We start from the raw sequence: 17,936 nt of genomic DNA, 5'->3' as shown, positions 1-17,936 counted from the left end.
CAACACCATGACCCCGAAATCCCCCGTCGCCCGCCCGCGTCACCGCACCAGCCGCATCCTGTTCGCTACTGCGATCGCCGCCGCGGTCTCGGTCGCCGCGTCAGGATGCGCGCTCGGCTCATCCTCGGACAGTGACGCAACGTCGGTGGCGTCGAGCATCCTCAGTCTCGATCAGAGTCTGCATGATGCCCTACCAGACAGCGTCAAAGAGTCGGGAACGCTGAAGGTCGTGATGCCAGGCGCCAACCCGCCCTGGTACCTCAAAGACGGCGACTCCTATCAGGGCGTGGCCCCAGACTTGCTGAACGCACTCGGCACGGTTCTCGGCGTGAAAGTCGAGTACACACCGATGAACGATCTCGCCGGGGCGTTCGCCGCAGTGTCTGCCGGTCGATATGACGTTGGCTTCAGCCCCTACGGTGACACCGGAAAATCTGAGAAGGTCGACGTCGTCGACGTGAACAAAGAGATCGTGCCCTTCCTCGTGCCCTCGGGTAACCCGAAGAGCATCAACAGCATCGATGACGTTTGCGGTGCATCCATCGCGGCGCTGGGGCCGGCTGGTGCCGGCTCGGCGTATCAAGTGCTGGTCGATCAGTCAGACAAGTGCACGCAGGAGGGCAAAGAAGCGGTCAACATTGTGCCGCTGAAGGCAATCGCCGATGGCGCGCTCGCGGTCAAATCCAACCGCGCGGATGCCTTCTTCGGCTCAGGCGCGGCGCTGCAGTACTATGCCAAGACTTCAGATGACTCGCTGGAAGTTGCGGGCACTGAGGCCGCCAACGGCTTCGACGGGCTCTACCAGGGCATGATCGTGCCCAAGGGCTCGTCGCTCGGGGACACCCTCGTGCAGGCGTTCCAGCAGGTCTTCGACGCAGGGGTGTACGGACAGATCTTCGATGAGGCCGGGCTCGACAAGCAGAAGCTCGAGGCGCCGGGCCTGAACCTTGCACGCAAGGACGGCTGACGATGAGCGCGCACTCCATCGCTGAACCGGCAGTCGACATCGCAGCGGCGAAACCGGTGCGTCGGCCGTGGATCTGGGCCACCGGCGTCGTGGTGGTCGTGCTCTGCGCACAGATCGTGCAGCTGCTGGTCACCAACCCCAATTTCGAATGGCCGGTGGTCGCCGCACATCTGCTCGACCCGTCGATCCTGCGTGGTGTGTACAACACATGCATACTCACCGTGTGGGGCATGCTGCTGGGCATCGTGCTCGGCGGCGTGCTCGCCTTGCTGAAGATGTCTGACAGCAGGCTGTTGCGGTCGATCGCTTCGGGGTACATCTGGGTGTTCCGCGGCACGCCAGAGCTGGTGCAGCTGATCTTCTGGTTCAACATCGGCCTGGTGCTGCCGCAGATCGGCTTGGGCATCCCGTTCGGGCCGCTGCTGATCTCAGCCGAGGCGAATGACGTCATCACGCCGATCGTCGCCGCGGTCATCGGCCTGGGGTTTCATGAGGCGGCCTACCAAGCGGAGATCTACCGCGCAGGTTTCCTTTCGGTGCCCAACGGACCGCTCGAAGCCGCGCGCTCACTGGGGATGAACCCGGTCGCCGTCTTCTTCCGGGTACGGTTGCCGCTGGCGGCGCGTTTCATCGTGCCCCCGATGTTCAACCAGGTGATTGGCATGACGAAGGGCACATCGCTGGTGAGTGTGATCGGCGGCAGCGAACTGCTGTTCTCGGTCCAGGAGATCTACAACGAAACCTTCCAGACCATCCCGCTGCTGATTGTGGCGTGCATCTGGTACTTGGTGATCACCAGTGTGCTGAACGTATGCCAGCACTTCATCGAGCGTCACTACGGGCGCAGCAGCAGACCAATCGCCGCGACGCGAACCGCGGTACCGAACGCCCCGGCGGCGACACGAGGAGATGACGATGAGTGATGTGAGTGAAGCCGCAGTGCGGCCAGTGCTGAGCATGCGCGGTCTGCGCAAGCACTTCGGCGGACGTGAAGTGCTCACGGGAATCGACCTGGACGTGCTTCCAGGCGAAACCGTCGCACTGCTCGGCCCGTCTGGTGCGGGAAAGTCCACGCTGCTGCGGTGTGCGAACATGCTCGAGCGGCCAGACGGCGGGTCGGTGTGGCTTGACGGCGAGTTGATCGGATACGAGCAGGAGCGCACAGGACTGCGTGCTCTCGGGGAGCGGCGGATGGGACGCCAACGGCAGGAGATGTCGATGGTATTCCAGAGCTTCAACCTCTTTCCGCACTGGACGGCGCTGCGCAATATCACCGAGGGGCCACGGCATGTGCGTGGCGTCAGCCGTGAAGAGGCCGAGCAGACCGCGCGACGACTGTTGGATCGCGTTGGGCTGGGCGACCGAGAAGACGCTTATCCGGCACAACTGTCGGGCGGGCAACAGCAGCGGGTCGCGATCGCACGCGCGCTGGCAATGCGGCCGAAGTTGGTGCTCTTCGATGAGCCCACGTCGGCCCTCGACCCGAGCAACGTCGGCGAAGTCATCTCAGTGATGAAAGAGCTGGCCCAAGACGGGGTCACGATGCTCGTCGTCACTCACGAGATCGGCTTCGCACACGAGGCCGCTGATCGGGTCGTGGTCATGGCACAAGGCGGCATCGTCGAGCAGGGCGAGGCCCGCGAAGTGCTGGACAACCCTCGTACCGACGTCACGCGGGCATTCCTCGGTCTGGGAGCACGCGCATGATCGAACGGGCGGCTTCGGCGGATGCCCCCGGCTTGCGTCGTTCAGACATCGTCGACGCTTCGGCCAGAGGAATCGCCAGCCACGTGGCCGGGCTCATCCGCACCGGCGAGATGACACCCGGTCACCGGCTGCCGCCCATTCGTCAGCTTGCGCAACGCCTGAACGTGAGTCCGGCCACGGTGTCTGCGGCGTGGCGACTGCTCAAAAGACGCGGCCTGATCGCCGGCCGCGGAAAGAGTGGTATCCGTGTGATCGGGCAGGGCGAGGCATTCGCGCCCGCTGCTGCAGCGCCTGCGATAGCGGGGCTCCAAACGGGGAATCTGCGTGCCGTCTTTCCTGATCCGGCATTTCTGCCGGATCTGTTTGAGGCGTTGCATGCGGTCAGACGTCTCGAACAGCTTGAGGAGTACTACCACGAACCAGCGCTGCCGGCACTCGCCGACGCGGTGCGGCAGGTGCATCCTGACATCGGCCAACGCCTGATCGCAGCCAGTGGGTCTTCGGATGCCCTGTGGTCGGTGCTGCAGGCCATCTCGGTGCCGCGCGACCGAGTGCTGGTCGAGACCCCGACGAGCCCGCAGTATCTTGAAATCTTCGCCGAACTCGGGCTAGAGGTCATTCCCATTCCGTATCGCCACGGCGGCCCCGACGTACAGGCTGTAGACCAGGCCCTGCGGTTGCGCCCCGTCGCCCTGTTCTTTCAGACGCGTTCGCAGATTCCCACCGGCTGGTCGCTCGGAGAGGAGAATGCCGACGCACTGGCGCTCGCGCTCGCGGCGCACCCGGAATGCACGGTCATTGAATGCGATGAGGTCAACGACTTGTCGCCTGCGCCGCTGCACACTCTGGCGACAAGGCTTCCGCAACAGACGGTGCACATCGGTTCGTATGAGAAGGCCTGGGGGCCTGACCTGAGACTGGCGGTGATCGGCACGGGAGATGCCCATGCCGATCAGATCGAGCCGGTCGTGCGATCGACGAGGCAGTGGACCTCGCGAATTCTGCAGCAGACCCTCGCTGAGTTGATGACGACGGCAAATGGCCGAGGTGTCGTCGATGACGCCCGAGACATATACCGCAAGCGGCATGAAGCGCTGGTGCAGGCGCTTGCAGAGCGCGGTGTGCTCGCGGCTGGAGGGACGGGACTGTGCGTCTGGCTGCGCGTGGTCGACGAGGATGCCGCATTGAGAAGGCTGGCCGCGGCCGGAATCGCTGCGTTGGGCGGTCACGGTTCAGTCGTGGGCGAGACGGACAGTGCGCACATTCGTGTCGCATCGCTGCGCGTGCCTGTTGAGGCTGCACCTGCACTCGCCGACGTGCTGGCTGAGGCGACTCGGGCTGACCCGCACGGTGTGAGGCGCCAGCGACCGGGGTGACCGCCTGCCCTCACAACACACAACAAGACACCACAAGAAAGACCAGAGAATGATTGACTTCCCCCGTACCGACTCTCACCGCCTCGACGATCAGAGGCTTGCGACGCTTCGCGCCAGATTCTTGGCAGACTCTCGCAACCGCACCGTGCAGAACGCGCTTGCTCGTCAGGATGTCGATGAGGTCGCCGTCGATCATGAGGTGCTGCTCTCGCTGCGCTCCGAGGTCTCGGTGCATCTTGACGATTGGAAAGTCACCAACCAGTATGAGAGCGGGCGCTGCTGGCTGTTCGCGATTCTGAACTTGCTGCGTGCCGATGCCAGAGGGCGCCTCGGTGTCAAAGACTTCGAGTTCAGCCAGACCCACGCGATGTACTGGGACAAACTCGAGCGGGCCAACCTGCTGCTCGACGAGATCGTCGCCACCGCAGATCAGCCACTCGACGGGCGGCTGATGAGCCATCTGCTGGCCGGGCCGCTGGAAGACGGCGGGCAGTGGGATATGGCGGTGAGTGTGCTGCTGCGTCATGGCGCAGTGCCGAAGCAGCTGATGCCAGAGACATACGCGTCGTCGCATTCGAAGCATATGAATGCGCGGCTGCATCAACGCCTGCGCCGGGCTGCACTCGACTTGCGTGAAGTCGCCGATGACCCCCAAGAGGTGTCGATTCGTCGGGAGCAGGCGCTGAGCGACATTCACACGATCCTGACGGTGCACCTGGGCACTCCACCCGAACGAGTTGATTGGGAATGGCGTGACGACCGCGGTGACTTTCACCGTGTGTCAGAGCAGCCGCAGGAGTTCCTCGCTCGAGCGTGCTGGCTGCCGCTCGAAGAATACGTGTGCCTGGTCGACGACCCGCGACCGGAGCATCCTAAAGGGGCGCTGCTCACTGTTGAGCATCTGGGCAATGTGGTGGGTGGCCGGCCGGTGCGTTATCTGAACGTCAGCTCAGCGCGGATGAAGAAGTTGGCGGTGCAGGCCCTGAAGCGGGGTGAGCCCGTGTGGTTCGGCTGTGACGTGGCGCAGCAGGAGCTGCGCGCTGAGGGACGTTGGGCAGCGAACCTGCTGGATTACGAGGATGTGTATCAGGTGCCGCTGACGCTGACGAAAGAGGAGCGGGTGCGCACCGGAGAGTCGCAGATGACTCATGCCATGCTGCTGACCGGTGTCGACCTGACCGACGATGAGACGCCGCTGCGCTGGCGGGTCGAGAACAGCTGGGGGCCAGGGCGTGGCGAAGAAGGGTTCTTCGTGATGGCTGACTCCTGGTTCGACGAGTACGTCTTTGAGGTCGCGGTGCGCCGGTCTGACCTCGACGAGACCGAACGCGGCATCGTGGACGCCGACGCCGAGGTCATCACGCTTCCGGCGTGGGACCCCATGGGCGCACTGGCATGAACGATGTCGAGCGCATCGGCGTCGCTGATCTGTTCCGCATCGGCATCGGTCCGTCAAGCTCGCACACGGTCGGGCCGATGTTTGCTGCCAAACGGTTCGCTGCGCGATTGGCCGAACGAGATGTGATCGACCAGGTGGCGCTGCTGCGCGTTGACCTCTACGGATCGTTGGCGGCGACCGGCCGCGGGCACGGTACCCTCAGCGCAGTGCTGATGGGGCTCGAAGGGCGAGCCCCCGAAACTCTCGATCTCGCCGAGCGTGATCATCGGCTGGCTCAGATTGCGGGTGGAGATCTTTTGCTTCTCAATGGATCGCATGCGGTCGCTTTTGCCGCCGACGACATCGTGATGCATCCGTTCACGCGGCTGCCCGGGCATGCAAACGGCATGTGCTTTGCGGCTGAAGATGCGAACGGGCACACGTTGCTGCGGCTTGTCGGCTACTCCATTGGCGGCGGGGCCGTGCAGTGGGAAGACTCACGTGAGGCCGGGGTCACCACCGGCGCGGAGTCGACGCAAGACGACAGGGGAAATCGCGACCGCATCCACACGCCGAATGATCGGTATGACTTTCACTCAGGTGCGCAGCTGTTGGCCATGTGCGAGGGTGGGGCCAGCGTGAGCGGTGCGATGCGGCGACTGGAGAACGCACGTGGAACTGCCGACGTCGAACTCGACGAGCGCATCGATCGCGCCCTCGGGGTGATGCGTGATTGCGTCGAGAGCGGATTCTCGGCAACGGGCGTGCTTCCCGGCGGGCTGAACGTGCCGCGACGGGCCGCACAGGTGAGGCAACAGCTGGAGGCTGCGGGCGGTTACACGCGAGAGCTGGAAACGGAGTGGCTCGCCGCTGCGGCGATGGCGGTCAGCGAGCAGAATGCCGCTGGGGCCCGAGTGGTGACCGCACCTACCAACGGGGCTGCGGGCATCCTGCCGTCTGTGCTGTTCTGGCTGGAGCACTTCTCTGAAGTGTCTGCCGTGGAACTGCCCGAGCGGCGGCGGCGTCTCATTCTGGCTGCCACTGCGATCGGGGTGCTCTGTCGCAGGCGGGCGTCGATTTCGGGGGCGGAGGTCGGCTGCCAAGGCGAAGTCGGCAGTGCGTGTGCCATGGCTGCGGGAGGGCTGGTGGATGCGCTCGGTGGCACGGCGGAGCAGGTGGAGAACGCTGCTGAGATCGCCATCGAGCATCACTTAGGGCTCACCTGCGATCCGGTCGGTGGGCTGGTGCAGATTCCGTGCATCGAGCGCAATGCCGTGGCTGCGAACACTGCGGTGGTTGCTGCGCGGCTGGCGTTGCGAGGCGACGGATCGCATCGGGTCACGCTTGATGAAGTGCTCGACACGATGCGACGCACAGGTGCCGACATGTCGGAGAAGTATAAGGAGACCTCGCGCGGCGGGCTGGCCGTCAGCGTGGTCGAGTGCTGAGCCGTGGCGTGCGCGCGATTTCACTGTTGCGTGCATGATTTCGCCCCTGGCCGGGCTGTTGTGGTGAAAACGTGCGCGCGGGGGTGAACCGGGTGACGCTGCCAGCGCGGGAGAGGGGGGGGCGCCGGTGCTGGGGCTTGCGTGTGCGGCTGGGGTGACGCTGCGTCACCCCTGAGGGGCGTGTGCAGTGGGGGTGAAGATTTGCCGGAATGTGCGGTGGGGGTGAAGGAGGTTCACCCCTGCGGCGGGTTTTCACCCCTGCGGTGAGGCTCGGCCGAGCCGGGCCGGGCCGAGCCGGGCCGGGCCGGGCCGGGCCGAGCCCAGCCGAGCCCAGCCCAGCCGACCTATCTGTTGGGCGCAAGCAGCGTGCCCCGTACCACGCTGCCGGCGAAGGTGCGGGTGGCGACGGTCAGCCACGCACCTGCGAGCAGCACAAACCAGCACCAGGCCACCACCGCCATCAACCCAGACCCGGTCGCCTGAGCTACCCCCGCGAACCCCGTGGTGACGGTGCCCACGGGGAAGGTGAACGACCACCACGTGAGGTTGAACGGCATTCCGGCGCGCAGCGTGCCGAGAGTGATCACGCCGACGACCAACGTCCATAACAGTGCGAAGCCCAGCACCAGCAGCCCGAAGCCGAGCCCGGCCAGCTCGATCGCGTGGGCCACCGCACCGTCGGCGACAAAATCGGCAGCGTGCCGAGACAGCCCGATTGCGGCGGTGGCGGTCTGTCCGAGCGGGCCGAGCACGATCCACAGCGTGGGCACCTTACCCGAGGCACCGACTTTGTGCAGAATCAGGCGATTCCAGAGCATGGTGATGATGATCACCGCCGGAAAGAACGTCATGCCCATCAGCAGCACGGCGACCAGCAGCAGTTCGAGCGCGGGGGAGCGCCCCTGCAGTTGCGCGAGCAGCGGCACCGCGCCGGCAGCCGAGACCATCGGTGGTACCAGCGGCATCAGCCATCCGCCGAAAGCGTCTTCGCTGCCTACGCGCAGTCGAGTGAATGCCAGAAACGGCACGGATGCGGCGGTCGCCACCCCGAGCACGGTTCCGATGGTCCACAGCGCGGCACTCAGATGCCAGGCGAGGTGGGTGCCAAGCAGCGGCTGCGCGCAGTTGAGGGCGCCACTGCCAACGGTCATGATCGCCATGGGCACTGCGCCGTAGAAGTTCACCATCGTGGGGTTGCGGTGATGTGTGGATGCCGTGGCCGGGAACAGCGCCCAGTGCGCGATCGTGGCCACGGTCAGCGCCGCAAGCAGTGCAGCGGCGAGCAGCCAGATCGCCAGCGCGAGCGCCGCGGCCCATCGCCCACCGCCAGGCAGTGCGACGAGTGCATTCGCGACAATGCCGGTGCCCATCACGCTGGCAAACCAGTTCGGGGTGAGGTTGGAGACGATGTCGCGCGGAGAGTCGAGGTCGCGAAAGAGAGGGGACATGCCGTCATCGTGCGCCAGGGTGGGGCGCTCGAGCGAGTTGTGGGCGCCGCAGGTACAATTTCAGATTGTGACTGAGAATCCGCTCGACGACGCAGCGCTGCTGGTGGCGCTCGGTCGTATGAACTCGATCAGCCAGGCCGCGCATGCACTCGGAGTCTCGCAGCAGGCGGCGTCGGCCAGGCTTGACCGGCTCGAGGCTGGCCTCGGAGTGCGCCTGGCCGATCGGGGAGCCCGGGGAGCGCAGCTGAGCGAGAGCGGACGCAGCCTGCTGCCTGCAGCCGGTGTGCTGCGCTCGGCGGCCGCTGACTGGCAGCGCGCGCTGTCGGCTGCCGCAGTGCCCCGCGACCCGGCTGGCAGCCGAAACGCGCTGCGCATTGCTGCTAGCCGCACTGTCGCGGACTTCTTGCTGCCTGGCTGGCTGGCGCGTGCCGGGCGTATGGGCGCACCTGTCTCAGGCGTCATCGCCCTGCCGAGGAACAGCCGCGACGTAGCGCGCCTGACCGCAGACGGCGCGTGTGGGCTCGGCTTCGTCGAGTCGACCAGGCAGGTCACGCATGCGCTTGCCGCCCCGCACGGCCTGTCGACGGCCACCGTCGCTTGGGACGAACTCGTGCTCGTGGTGCCGCCCAATCATGCTTGGGCGAAGGCCGGTGCAGTCACTGCGGCCGAACTGGCGCAGACGCCACTGGTGCTGCGCGAACCGGGGTCGGGCACCCGCGATGCGCTCGAGGCTGCGTTGGCACCGCGCCGCGCGACGGCGCCGGTGATGACGCTGGAATCGTCGGTGGGCATCCGGTCGGCCGTCATTGCTGGGGCTGGGCCTGCCGTGCTCAGCGTGCTCGTAGTCGAGCATGACCTGGCGCGCGGTGCGTTGGTCGCGGTGCGCATCGGCGGTCACCGCCTGCGACGCCCGATCACCGCACTGTGGCGCGGGGATCGAGACGAGCTCGGCGCACTGGAGCGCGCGCTGCTGAGCGTGGCCCGCTGAGCGTGGCCCGCTGAGCGTGGCTTGCTGAGCAGTGTCCGCTGACCGTCGTGCGCTCAGGCGTGCCGAATGTGGCGCAGCACCTGCTCGATCATCGAGCGCACGTGATCGTCTTGCAGCCGGTACACGACGTTGCGGCCGGCGCGGTCGCCCGCGGCGAGATTCAGATGACGCAGGATGCGCAGATGGTTTGATACCGTCGCCTGCGACATGCCAAGCTCGTCGACCAGCTCACTGACGGTCGCCGGAGACTCGAGCAGGCGGGCGAGAATCAGCACCCGGGCAGGCGTTGACAGGCCACTCATCACCTCGGCGATGTGCTCGGCGTCGGTGGCCTGCAGTCGCATGCCCGCCTTCTCTGATTCCATCCTTTGATTCAACCAGATGGATGCCCGAGAGCGTCGTCTGCCGCACTACATATTCATACATTGTGATATGTTTATTATATGAGTGAGTCGCAGACATCTGTTGAGGCCGAAGACGACAGCCGCCTCGAACTGGGGTTCGCCATCACCTCGGGCGTGGCCTACTTCGCTGGGCTGTTGGCTGAGTACGCGTTCGGTGCGCCCGAGGCAGTGGTCATCGGGCTCTATGTCGCCGCAGGGTTCTTCGGCAGTTTCTTCACCGTGCGCAGCGCCTGGCGGTCGGTGCGCGCTGGTCGGTTCGAAGTCGACTTCTTGATGATCGTTGCCGCAGTCGGTGCGGCAGCTATCGGGCGCTGGGGTGAGGGTGCGGTGCTGCTGTTCTTGTTCAGCATCGGCCACGCTCTTGAAGAGTATGCGATGTCTCGGGCGACCAAGTCGATCGAGGCGCTCGGCGAACTCACGCCACGCACCGCGACGGTGCGAGGCGCCCACGGCGAGCTGAGCGAACGTGCCGTCGAAGCCCTTGAAGTCGGCGACGTGGTGGTGGTGCGCCCGAACTCCAGGGTGCCTGCCGACGGCTTCATGCTCACCGGCGCCACCTCCATCGACCAGTCGGCAGTCACCGGCGAGTCAATTCCCGTCGAAAAAGCGCCAGTCGTTGATCCGCAGCGTGCGGCGGCGAATGTCGCGGGCATCCCGGCGCGCTCAAAAGTATTTGCCGGCACCGTCAACGGGCCAGCCGTGTTCGAAATGTCGGTCACGGCATCCGCCGCCGACACCACGCTCGCCAGGGTCGTGCGCCTGGTCACCGAGGCCGATACCGCCCAGTCGCCCACCCAGCGCTTCATCGACCGATTCCAGCGCTGGTACGTGCCCGCAGTCATCCTTGCCGTGCTCGTGGTGTTGGCCTTCGGGCTCGTGGTGCTCGGCGAGCCGTTCGCTGACAGCTTCTACCGCGCCATGCTCGTGCTGGTCGCCGCCAGCCCGTGCGCACTGGCCATTGCCACACCCGCCGCTGTGCTCGCCGGCATCGCCCGCGCCGGTCGTGCCGGGGTGCTGGTCAAAGGCGGGCTGCCGCTCGAGACACTCGGCCGAGTCGACGCCATGGCGTTCGATAAAACCGGCACACTCACCTGGGGGCACCCCACCGTGACCGAGGCGATCGCCGCACCGGGGGTGAGCGACGCCGAACTGGCCGCCGTGGCCCATGCCGTCGAGACGCTCAGCGACCACCCACTGGCCACCGCCATTGTGCGCGACCTCGCGCCCTTCGTCGCCGCAGAGGCCCGGCTGTCTGCCGACGACCTGAACGCCGTCACCGGGCGGGGTGTGCGGGCCCGGGTGGCCGACGACGAAGTGCTGGTCGGCAGCACCCGACTGATCGAAGAGGCCGGCATCGACCTGCCGACATCAGTTGCACAGGCGGTCGCCCGACTGCAGGCCGAGGGACGCACCACAATGGTCGTCTCTCGCGGCACCACCGTACTCGGCGTCATCGGCGTGATGGATGCTCCAAAGCAGGAGGCACGAGCCACGCTCGCCGTGCTGCGCAATGCCGGAGTTGACGACCTGGTGCTGATCTCCGGTGACAACCAGCATGTGGCCGAAGCAGTCGGCGGATCAGTCGGTGTCGATCGGGCGATCGGCGGGCTGCTGCCCGAAGACAAGGTGCAGGCCATCCGCGGTCTGAGCGACGGCGGACGCATCATCTGCATGGTCGGCGACGGCGTCAACGACGCCCCAGCCATGGCCAATGCCAGCCTCGGTATCGCCATGGGTGCCGCCGGATCGGCCGTCGCCCTCGAAACTGCCGACATCGCTCTCATGGCCGACGACCTGGGGCGGGTGCCCTTCGTGGTGCGCCTCAGCCGAGCGACCACACGTATCATTCGCCAGAACCTCATCGTCGCGCTCGCGGTGGTGGTCGGGCTCGTCACAGCCGGGCTGCTCGGGCTGCCGATGGGGCCGATCGTGTTTCTGCACGAGGGCTCGACCATTCTGGTGGTGCTCAACGCCCTGCGACTGCTGCGCTTTGAGAACCACCGCGACCACGCCGGCATCGTGCACGAAGACCGCCCGAGCGAGAGCACCCAGGCCGACATTCGCCGTGTGCTGCCTGAGCTCGGCTGAGCTGCCCAGGCCGTTATCATGGCCTGATGACGCTCAGCACTCTGGCCGCCCTCGTGGGCATCTGGCTGGTGGCCATCTCCTCCCCGGGGCCAGACATCGTGCTGGTGCTGCAAGAGAGCCTCACCCGGTCGCGGCGCAACGGCCTTTATGCCTCGCTGGGCATCATGATCGGCACCGCCGTGTGGATCGTTGCCGCAATCGTGGGCCTGGCGGCCATCGTGCGGCTCGTGCCCGACATTCAGATCTGGATGCAGATCGCCGGCGGCGCACTGCTGGCGCTGATCGGCGGGCTGGGGCTGCGAGCCATCTGGCGCGGTCGTGCGCTGGCTCCTGACGCTCCGGCGCGCAGTGCCGAGGGGGTGCCGGCGCCCACCGACCGCGCGCAAGAGGCCAGGCGGGCGCTGCTGCGCGGGCTCGGCACGAACCTCTCGAACCCCAAGGCCATGGTGTTCTTCGTGGCGGTGTTCACCCCGTTCTTCTCGCAGGGCGTCGAACTCGTGCCGACCCTCGGCATCGTGGCCCTGCTGATGGCGCTCACGCTGGGCTGGTTCTCGACCGTGGCAATGGTGGCGAGTCTGCCGGCAGTCACGCGGGTGCTCGGTCGAGCCGAGCGTCTGCTCGATGTGGGGGCGAACGCATTGTTCGTGCTGATCGGGCTCACCTTCGTAGCGCTCGCTGTGGCACAGCTGCTCGGCTGAGCCGTGCTCAGGGCTGCTGACAGGCGAGTTCGAACGAGGCCTCGACCTCAGCCAGCAGCGCACGCAGCTGCTGGGCGTTGGCGCCACTCAGGTGCGGGGTCAGCAGGCGGCTGGATGCTGTGCGCACGTCGGCGATCGATCTGACGGCCGCGTCGGTCAGCTGCAGTCGCATCACTCGGCCGTCATGCACATCAGGCACGCGATGCACCAGCTCACGAGCGCAGAGCGACTGAATAACGGTGCTGGCATTGCTGGGGCGCAGACTGAGTCGCCGGGCCAGATCGCGGGCATTGGTGTCGCGGTGCCGCTCGATATCGCGCAGCACCATCACCTCGAGGCTGCTGAGCGGTGCGACATCGGCCACGGTCTGCTCGCAGTCGTGGATGCGGCGGGCGATACTCGAGATCAGCGCGGCGACATCTGCTCGTGCATCTGTGGTGATGCTGGTCATGGCGCCTCCGAATCACGCTAAGATACTTCTGTCATCATAACAATCTGGAGGTCGTATGTCCGCATCCGTGCCCCGAGCCGGTATCAGCACCAAAGTGCTGCTCGTGCTTGCACTGCTCTCCTCTCTGGCTCCGCTGGGCACCGACCTCTACCTCTCTGCCTTTCCACAGATGGTCACCGATCTGCACACTTCCGAGACGGGGGTGCAATTGTCGCTGACGGCATTCCTCCTCGGGTCGGGCCTGGGCCAGGTCGTCTTCGGGCCACTCTCCGACCGCTTTGGTCGCATCCGTCCGCTGCTGGTCGGGCTCGTCATCGCGGTGCTGGCCGGGGTGGCCGCGGCGCTGGCGCCCGGCATCCAGCTGCTGGTGACCGCACGACTCGTGCAGGGCATGTCTGCGGCGGCGGGCATGGTGATTGGTCGCGCCATGGTGACCGATCTGGCGGTGGGGCAGGCCGCCGCGCGGGCGATGAGCATGCTCATGGTCGTCGGCGGGGTTGCGCCGGTGGTGGCGCCAGTGCTCGGGTCGGTGCTCGCCGAACCCATCGGCTGGCGCGGGCTGCTCTGGATTGTCGCGTCGCTGAGTGCCTTTGCACTGGTGTCGGCAGCTGCGGGTCTGCGTGAGACGCACGTGGGCATGCCGGCGCGTGAGCTCTCGGCCGAGCAGCGCTCAGCCCGGCGACGCGCCCTCGGCAGTCGCACCTATCTGGGCAACACCATTGCGTTCGCCTTCGCATTCGCGACCATGATGGCCTACATCTCGGCCTCGCCGTTTCTGTATCAGGGGCTCATGGGTATGACGCACCTGCAGTACGGGCTGGCCTTCGGAGCTAACGCCCTGTTGCTCACCGCCGTCAGCGGGGTGTCGTCCCGACTGGCGGGGTGCATCCCGGCGCAGACGCAGGCAAAACTGGGGCTTGCCATCAATGCTGTGGCGATCGCAGCCATCATGGGTGTCGTGCTGGCTGGGCTGCCCGCCACGTGGCTGATTGTGCCGGTGCTCATCGCCGTCGGGTCGTTGGGGCTGGTCTTCGGCAACCTCACCGCGCTGGCGCTGTCGGCCGTGCGTGAGGCCTCGGGCACTGGATCAGCCTGGCTCGGCCTGCTGCAATTCGGCCTTGCTGGGGCCGTCGCGCCGCTGGTCAGCCTTGGCGGCGAGGGCACGGCGCTGCCGTTGGCGGTGACCATGCTGGTTGCCACCATTGTGGCAAACGTCGCCTTTCGGGCCGCGAACTCCGTGCTCGGGCGCAGCGACGCCGCGGCCTGAGCCGGCCGGATGCCCCGGTTGCGATCAGTGCGGAATGTGCAGCAGGTGCTTCAGCGCGTGGGCGACATCACGAGCTGAGAGCTGATTGCCGTGCGCACCCCGGCGCCAGTACCCGGTGAAGTCGAACTCGCCGGCGCCAAGGCCCGCGGCCTTCACCCAGGCGCGCAGAGGTTTGATGGCCGCCTGCTCGCCGCCGTACCAGACATATGCGCCGCCGCCTGAGGGAATCTCGATGGTGCGCGCGGCGTCAGCCAGCAGTGTGGTGGTGCCCGCGGGTGCGCCGTCACGGGTGAGCCAGCGCACCTCAACGCCCGGTGGCGCAACCAGTGGCTGCCGTTCGGCATCGTCATTGATCTCGATCACTGCGAGCCCGGTCACTGACGCATCGAGCTCGGCCAGCCGCCGCGCGATGGCTGGCAGTGCGGTCTCGTCGCCCAAATAGCACTGCCATGTGAATTCGGCTGGAATGCGGATGCCACGAGGCGGCCCAGCCAGCCAGATGTCGGCACCGATTGGTGCCTCGCGCGCCCAAGTCGAGGCCACGCCGTGCTCGTGCATCACCACGTCGATCTCGACTTCGCCAGCCTGCGGGTCGTAACTGCGCACGGTGTAGTCGCGGCTGGGCACCAGTGGCTTGGGCCACCGCAGCCGGTCACCGTCGGCCACCGGGATGCGCCCGAGCTCGGCCTCTGTGCTCGGAAACAGCAGCTTGACGTGCTCGTCGGCAATGTGACTCTCGAACCCCACATGCTCGTCGCCGCCCAGAGTGATGCGCAGCATGCGCGGGGTGACGAGTTCACGGCGCAGCAGCTGCAGCTGGCGAATGCGCACGGGCCAGCGCTCGAGCATGGCTTTCGGTCGATCGTTCGTTTCGGCCATGGGGGATGCTCCAATCGGTGAGGCGACCAAGGTTGCGTTGCGCGGATTAGGCTACCATTACCCACATCTCATGATTTGAGACGACAAGCCACATACCGAGAGGATCCTCATGGCGCGCAGCCAGAAGTTCACCACCCGCTCTCTGCTCGTCTGCGTGGTGCTCGGGGCGTTCACTGCCGCGTTCGTTCACCTTTCGCGCGTGCTCGGTGTGATGTTCTGGACCACTGCACCGTGGCTCGGCGCACCAGCGCCCATCGTGCCTTGGTACCTGATGATCATCGTCGCGGCGCTGCTCGTACCGCGCTTCGGCTCCGCTCTGATCACTGGCTTCATCGGTGCCGTGGTCGGTGTCGGCACCATGGCCCTGCTCGCCGCTATCGTCATTGAGGCGGTCTTTGCTCTCTTTCGAGCGCAGGCTCGACGCAGTGGCGCCGAGGTCGCCGTCGGTGCCCGTCGCACGCTGTGGTGGGCGGTGATCGCGGGTATCGCCGCCGGGGTCATGAGCTACGGCTTCATGTTCACCGTGCAAGAGTTCCGCGTGCTCGACGCCGGTCTCATGCTGGTCGCCCTGGCAGTGCGCATCGTCACCGGCGCTCTGTTCGGCTGGCTGGCTTGGCTGATCACCAGAGGCCTATTCAAAGCCGGGTTCACGGTCGAGGCAAGCGGGTCGCGACGCGCAACACCGGCCAAGGCGGAGCGCTGAGCGCCACTGTCGAGATCCGCGACCTGCACGTCGGCTACGCCGACACTGGCGAGGTGCTCGCAGGTCTCGACCTGACCTTCGACGCCGGCAGTTACACTCTCGTGGCCGGGCCCACCGGCTCAGGTAAATCAACACTCGTACTCGCCGTCATCGGCGTGCTCGACGCCGGCACCGACGCCGAGTGGTCGGGCCAGTGTCTGATCGATGGGCGCGATATTGCCGACGTCTCTGCCGCCGAGCGCGCCAGTCTGGTCGCCGCAGTCTGGCAGAGTCCGCAGGTGCAGCTGTTCCGCGACACTGTGCTCGACGAAGTCCGAGCCGGCCTCGACTACCGGTGTCTGCCCGCCCACGAGGTCGACCGCCGCGCCCGCGAGGCGTTGCAACTGGTCGGTCTCGCTCACCTCGACGAAACCCACGACCCCGCACGCCTATCGGGCGGAGAACAGCAGCGCCTGGCGCTCGCCGCAGCCCTGGTGCTCGATGAGGCGTCGAGTGCGCTCGATGCCGATGCTGTGCAGGCCTTCGGACAGGCGCTCGATCAGGCGCGTGTTGAGCGCGGGGTCACCGTTATCGCAGTCGACCACCGACTGGCCGCTCATCGTCAGCGAGCCGATCGCTGTCTCGTGCTCGATCAGGGGCAGGTGGTGCTCGACGGCACGGTGCCGCAGGTGCTGGTCGATCAGTGAGCCCGAGCTGAGGCCCTGGGGTTGCGCGTCGACGATCAGACGGCGGCCAGCGTACCCGGGCAGGCGCAACCGGCAGCGGCTACGAATGAACCGAGGGCACTGCGAGCGTCAGGGCTCACCTTGCAGGTGCCCGGCCGCACCCTGGTCGACGCGGCCGACATCGATCTGCCCACTGGAGCGATCGCACTGCTCACCGGAGCCAACGGCACCGGCAAAACCACACTGCTGCAGGCACTGGCCGGTCGGGGTAGGGCAGCACAGCGGCGCATTCGCCCCAAAGTGCGGCAACGCATATCAGCCGGCATTGGCATGGCCGGCCAGCGAGCTGCCGATCTCCTGTTGGGGCGCACGGTGCGTGCCGAACTGGCGCAGGCACTCGGCCATGACCGGGCTCGAGACGCCGATGCTGCGCAGGTCGACCAGCTGCTCGAGCTGGCGGGGCTCGGCGGGATGTCCGAGCGACATCCGCTGCGCCTCTCGGGTGGGCAGCGCCAGCGGCTGGCAGTCGCCTGTGCCCTCGCTGGAGCACCGAAGCTCGTGCAGCTCGACGAGCCCACCAGCTCTCAAGATCGCACCGGCATCGCGCGGGTGCGCGCTCTGCTCGAACGCGAGAGAGCAGAGCGCGTCACCGTGATTGCCACACATGACCCCCATCTCTTCGCAGATTTGGCGACGCATCGGCTGCATGTGCAGGGGCGACGACTCGAGCAGGTGCCCAGGTGAGCCGGCGCGCTCAGCCGCTCGTGCATCCGGCCGCCGTGGCGCTCGCCCCGCTGCCAGCGATGGTGGCGGTGCTGGTGACCGATCGGCTCACGTTTGGCATGGTCGTGGTGGCGATCTGTGTGCTCGCGGGGTTCGCTCGCGGTCTGCGGGTCGGCTTCGGGCTGTTTCTCACGCTCGCGGTGACGGCCGCGGTGCTCTGGACGGGCTTTGCGGTATCGCTGCCGCGTGCCGCCGGCGAAGCCGTCATCGAGTGGCTGCCGATGCCGGCCGACCGAGGCAAGCGCACTGCTCGCCGCCGGCGGTGCACTGCGCATTGTCGGGGTCATGGCGCTGTTCGGCGCCACGATGGTGTGGCTGCGTTGGCGAGTGCTCGCCGACACCTGCATCGGTTTGTGGCACCTGCCGTATCGTCTGTTCGATGTGACCGGGCTGGGGCGTCGCTTCGCCGTGCTGATGCGTGATGACATCGCGACGGTGCGCGCCCAAGCACGACTGCGGGCGCGTGGTGCACGCCTGCGCGCGTGGCGCATCTCGGCCGGGCTCACGGTGCCGGTGCTGATGGCCGCCTTTCGGCATGCCGATCAACTGGCCATCGCCATGGATGCGCGCGGCTTCGGCGCCCAACCAAGCCGAACGGTGCATGACGCATGCCCGCTGCGATTGCGCGACGGGATGTTCGTGGCCGTGGCCTGGGCCCTCACCGCGGCACTCGCTACGCTCTGACC

Annotated in this window: 18 protein-coding genes; 14 read left to right on the top strand and 4 right to left on the bottom strand. The window is 66.6% G+C overall.

Going from position 1 to position 17,936, the window contains the following annotated elements; genetic code table 11:
- Positions 1 to 7 precede the first annotated feature (7 nt).
- Genes G557_RS0101265 through G557_RS0101240 form a run of 6 tightly spaced genes read left to right on the top strand, consistent with a single transcriptional unit; the run spans position 8 to position 6,876 of the window.
- Positions 8 to 967, top strand: a complete 960-nt coding sequence (locus G557_RS0101265; RefSeq protein WP_051224022.1) for a transporter substrate-binding domain-containing protein — start codon at positions 8 to 10, stop codon at positions 965 to 967.
- A 2-nt stretch (positions 968 to 969) separates the two neighbouring features.
- Positions 970 to 1,890, top strand: a complete 921-nt coding sequence (locus tag G557_RS10845; protein WP_084626891.1) for an amino acid ABC transporter permease — start codon at positions 970 to 972, stop codon at positions 1,888 to 1,890.
- Positions 1,883 to 2,674, top strand: coding sequence for an ATP-binding cassette domain-containing protein (locus G557_RS0101255; protein WP_036960253.1), 792 nt, complete (start codon positions 1,883 to 1,885; stop codon positions 2,672 to 2,674). The genes G557_RS10845 and G557_RS0101255 overlap by 8 nt, the downstream gene beginning before the upstream one ends.
- Positions 2,671 to 4,050 carry an aminotransferase class I/II-fold pyridoxal phosphate-dependent enzyme gene (locus tag G557_RS0101250; RefSeq protein ID WP_028244659.1) on the top strand — a complete coding sequence of 460 codons (1,380 nt, stop codon included), beginning with the start codon at positions 2,671 to 2,673 and terminating at the stop codon, positions 4,048 to 4,050. The genes G557_RS0101255 and G557_RS0101250 overlap by 4 nt, the downstream gene beginning before the upstream one ends.
- 49 nt (positions 4,051 to 4,099) lie before the next feature.
- A complete protein-coding gene (locus G557_RS0101245) occupies positions 4,100 to 5,449 on the top strand; it encodes a C1 family peptidase (protein WP_028244658.1) in 1,350 nt (449 codons plus the stop codon).
- Complete coding sequence (locus G557_RS0101240) at positions 5,446 to 6,876, top strand: L-serine ammonia-lyase (protein ID WP_028244657.1); 1,431 nt, start codon at positions 5,446 to 5,448, stop codon at positions 6,874 to 6,876. The genes G557_RS0101245 and G557_RS0101240 overlap by 4 nt, the downstream gene beginning before the upstream one ends.
- A gap of 344 nt (positions 6,877 to 7,220) precedes the next feature.
- On the opposite strand, the gene G557_RS0101235 is transcribed toward G557_RS0101240, so the two are convergent.
- The gene (locus G557_RS0101235; RefSeq protein ID WP_051224020.1) at positions 7,221 to 8,324 is read right to left on the bottom strand and encodes an SLAC1 family transporter; all 1,104 of its coding nucleotides are present in this window, start codon (positions 8,322 to 8,324) and stop codon (positions 7,221 to 7,223) included.
- A gap of 67 nt (positions 8,325 to 8,391) precedes the next feature.
- Here G557_RS0101235 and G557_RS13865 point away from each other — a divergent pair, with 67 nt between their 5' ends.
- Complete coding sequence (locus tag G557_RS13865) at positions 8,392 to 9,312, top strand: LysR family transcriptional regulator (RefSeq protein WP_036960611.1); 921 nt, start codon at positions 8,392 to 8,394, stop codon at positions 9,310 to 9,312.
- A 53-nt stretch (positions 9,313 to 9,365) separates the two neighbouring features.
- Here the strand turns inward: G557_RS13865 and G557_RS0101225 are convergent, their stop codons facing one another.
- Positions 9,366 to 9,677: an ArsR/SmtB family transcription factor gene (locus tag G557_RS0101225; RefSeq protein ID WP_028244655.1), complete on the bottom strand. Its 312-nt coding sequence runs from the start codon at positions 9,675 to 9,677 to the stop codon at positions 9,366 to 9,368.
- 78 nt (positions 9,678 to 9,755) lie between these two features.
- On the opposite strand from G557_RS0101225, the gene G557_RS10835 reads away from it, so the two are divergent.
- Both G557_RS10835 and G557_RS0101215 read left to right on the top strand, forming a co-directional pair.
- Positions 9,756 to 11,804 carry a heavy metal translocating P-type ATPase gene (locus tag G557_RS10835; protein ID WP_051224015.1) on the top strand — a complete coding sequence of 683 codons (2,049 nt, stop codon included), beginning with the start codon at positions 9,756 to 9,758 and terminating at the stop codon, positions 11,802 to 11,804.
- A 26-nt stretch (positions 11,805 to 11,830) separates the two neighbouring features.
- Positions 11,831 to 12,502 carry a LysE family translocator gene (locus G557_RS0101215; RefSeq protein WP_028244654.1) on the top strand — a complete coding sequence of 224 codons (672 nt, stop codon included), beginning with the start codon at positions 11,831 to 11,833 and terminating at the stop codon, positions 12,500 to 12,502.
- Between the two features lie 7 nt (positions 12,503 to 12,509).
- On the opposite strand, the gene G557_RS13185 is transcribed toward G557_RS0101215, so the two are convergent.
- Positions 12,510 to 12,953: a MarR family winged helix-turn-helix transcriptional regulator gene (locus G557_RS13185; protein ID WP_051224013.1), complete on the bottom strand. Its 444-nt coding sequence runs from the start codon at positions 12,951 to 12,953 to the stop codon at positions 12,510 to 12,512.
- Between the two features lie 55 nt (positions 12,954 to 13,008).
- On the opposite strand from G557_RS13185, the gene G557_RS0101205 reads away from it, so the two are divergent.
- Positions 13,009 to 14,220, top strand: coding sequence for a Bcr/CflA family efflux MFS transporter (locus tag G557_RS0101205; protein WP_028244653.1), 1,212 nt, complete (start codon positions 13,009 to 13,011; stop codon positions 14,218 to 14,220).
- 24 nt (positions 14,221 to 14,244) lie between these two features.
- On the opposite strand, the gene G557_RS10825 is transcribed toward G557_RS0101205, so the two are convergent.
- Positions 14,245 to 15,099 carry a siderophore-interacting protein gene (locus G557_RS10825; RefSeq protein ID WP_051224011.1) on the bottom strand — a complete coding sequence of 285 codons (855 nt, stop codon included), beginning with the start codon at positions 15,097 to 15,099 and terminating at the stop codon, positions 14,245 to 14,247.
- 109 nt (positions 15,100 to 15,208) lie between these two features.
- Here G557_RS10825 and G557_RS14060 point away from each other — a divergent pair, with 109 nt between their 5' ends.
- The 4 genes from G557_RS14060 to G557_RS13180 all read left to right on the top strand — a co-directional run bounded on the left by G557_RS14060 (position 15,209) and on the right by G557_RS13180 (position 17,934).
- Positions 15,209 to 15,802, top strand: a complete 594-nt coding sequence (locus tag G557_RS14060) for an ABC transporter permease (RefSeq protein ID WP_028244652.1) — start codon at positions 15,209 to 15,211, stop codon at positions 15,800 to 15,802.
- Positions 15,712 to 16,488, top strand: a complete 777-nt coding sequence (locus tag G557_RS0101190) for an energy-coupling factor ABC transporter ATP-binding protein (protein ID WP_169337732.1) — start codon at positions 15,712 to 15,714, stop codon at positions 16,486 to 16,488. The genes G557_RS14060 and G557_RS0101190 overlap by 91 nt, the downstream gene beginning before the upstream one ends.
- Positions 16,489 to 16,509: 21 nt before the next feature.
- Positions 16,510 to 17,211, top strand: a complete 702-nt coding sequence (locus G557_RS0101185; RefSeq protein ID WP_028244650.1) for an ABC transporter ATP-binding protein — start codon at positions 16,510 to 16,512, stop codon at positions 17,209 to 17,211.
- A 225-nt stretch (positions 17,212 to 17,436) separates the two neighbouring features.
- Positions 17,437 to 17,934, top strand: coding sequence for an energy-coupling factor transporter transmembrane component T (locus tag G557_RS13180; protein WP_028244648.1), 498 nt, complete (start codon positions 17,437 to 17,439; stop codon positions 17,932 to 17,934).
- Positions 17,935 to 17,936: the final 2 nt, after the last annotated feature.

It is taken from the genome of Pseudoclavibacter soli DSM 23366 (assembly GCF_000423505.1).
Taxonomy (GTDB): domain Bacteria; phylum Actinomycetota; class Actinomycetes; order Actinomycetales; family Microbacteriaceae; genus Pseudoclavibacter_A; species Pseudoclavibacter_A soli.
The sequence above is the reverse complement of the archived record's forward strand: the minus strand, read 5'-3'. Positions and strand labels throughout refer to the sequence as shown.

Coding starts and splice junctions, on each gene's coding strand:
- G557_RS0101265 (WP_051224022.1), top strand. CDS start 8: ATGACCCCGAAATCCCCCGTCGCCCGCCCGCGTCACCGCACCAGCCGC.
- G557_RS10845 (WP_084626891.1), top strand. CDS start 970: ATGAGCGCGCACTCCATCGCTGAACCGGCAGTCGACATCGCAGCGGCG.
- G557_RS0101255 (WP_036960253.1), top strand. CDS start 1,883: ATGAGTGATGTGAGTGAAGCCGCAGTGCGGCCAGTGCTGAGCATGCGC.
- G557_RS0101250 (WP_028244659.1), top strand. CDS start 2,671: ATGATCGAACGGGCGGCTTCGGCGGATGCCCCCGGCTTGCGTCGTTCA.
- G557_RS0101245 (WP_028244658.1), top strand. CDS start 4,100: ATGATTGACTTCCCCCGTACCGACTCTCACCGCCTCGACGATCAGAGG.
- G557_RS0101240 (WP_028244657.1), top strand. CDS start 5,446: ATGAACGATGTCGAGCGCATCGGCGTCGCTGATCTGTTCCGCATCGGC.
- G557_RS0101235 (WP_051224020.1), bottom strand. CDS start 8,324: ATGTCCCCTCTCTTTCGCGACCTCGACTCTCCGCGCGACATCGTCTCC.
- G557_RS0101225 (WP_028244655.1), bottom strand. CDS start 9,677: ATGGAATCAGAGAAGGCGGGCATGCGACTGCAGGCCACCGACGCCGAG.
- G557_RS10835 (WP_051224015.1), top strand. CDS start 9,756: ATGAGTGAGTCGCAGACATCTGTTGAGGCCGAAGACGACAGCCGCCTC.
- G557_RS0101215 (WP_028244654.1), top strand. CDS start 11,831: ATGACGCTCAGCACTCTGGCCGCCCTCGTGGGCATCTGGCTGGTGGCC.
- G557_RS13185 (WP_051224013.1), bottom strand. CDS start 12,953: ATGACCAGCATCACCACAGATGCACGAGCAGATGTCGCCGCGCTGATC.
- G557_RS0101205 (WP_028244653.1), top strand. CDS start 13,009: ATGTCCGCATCCGTGCCCCGAGCCGGTATCAGCACCAAAGTGCTGCTC.
- G557_RS10825 (WP_051224011.1), bottom strand. CDS start 15,099: ATGGCCGAAACGAACGATCGACCGAAAGCCATGCTCGAGCGCTGGCCC.
- G557_RS14060 (WP_028244652.1), top strand. CDS start 15,209: ATGGCGCGCAGCCAGAAGTTCACCACCCGCTCTCTGCTCGTCTGCGTG.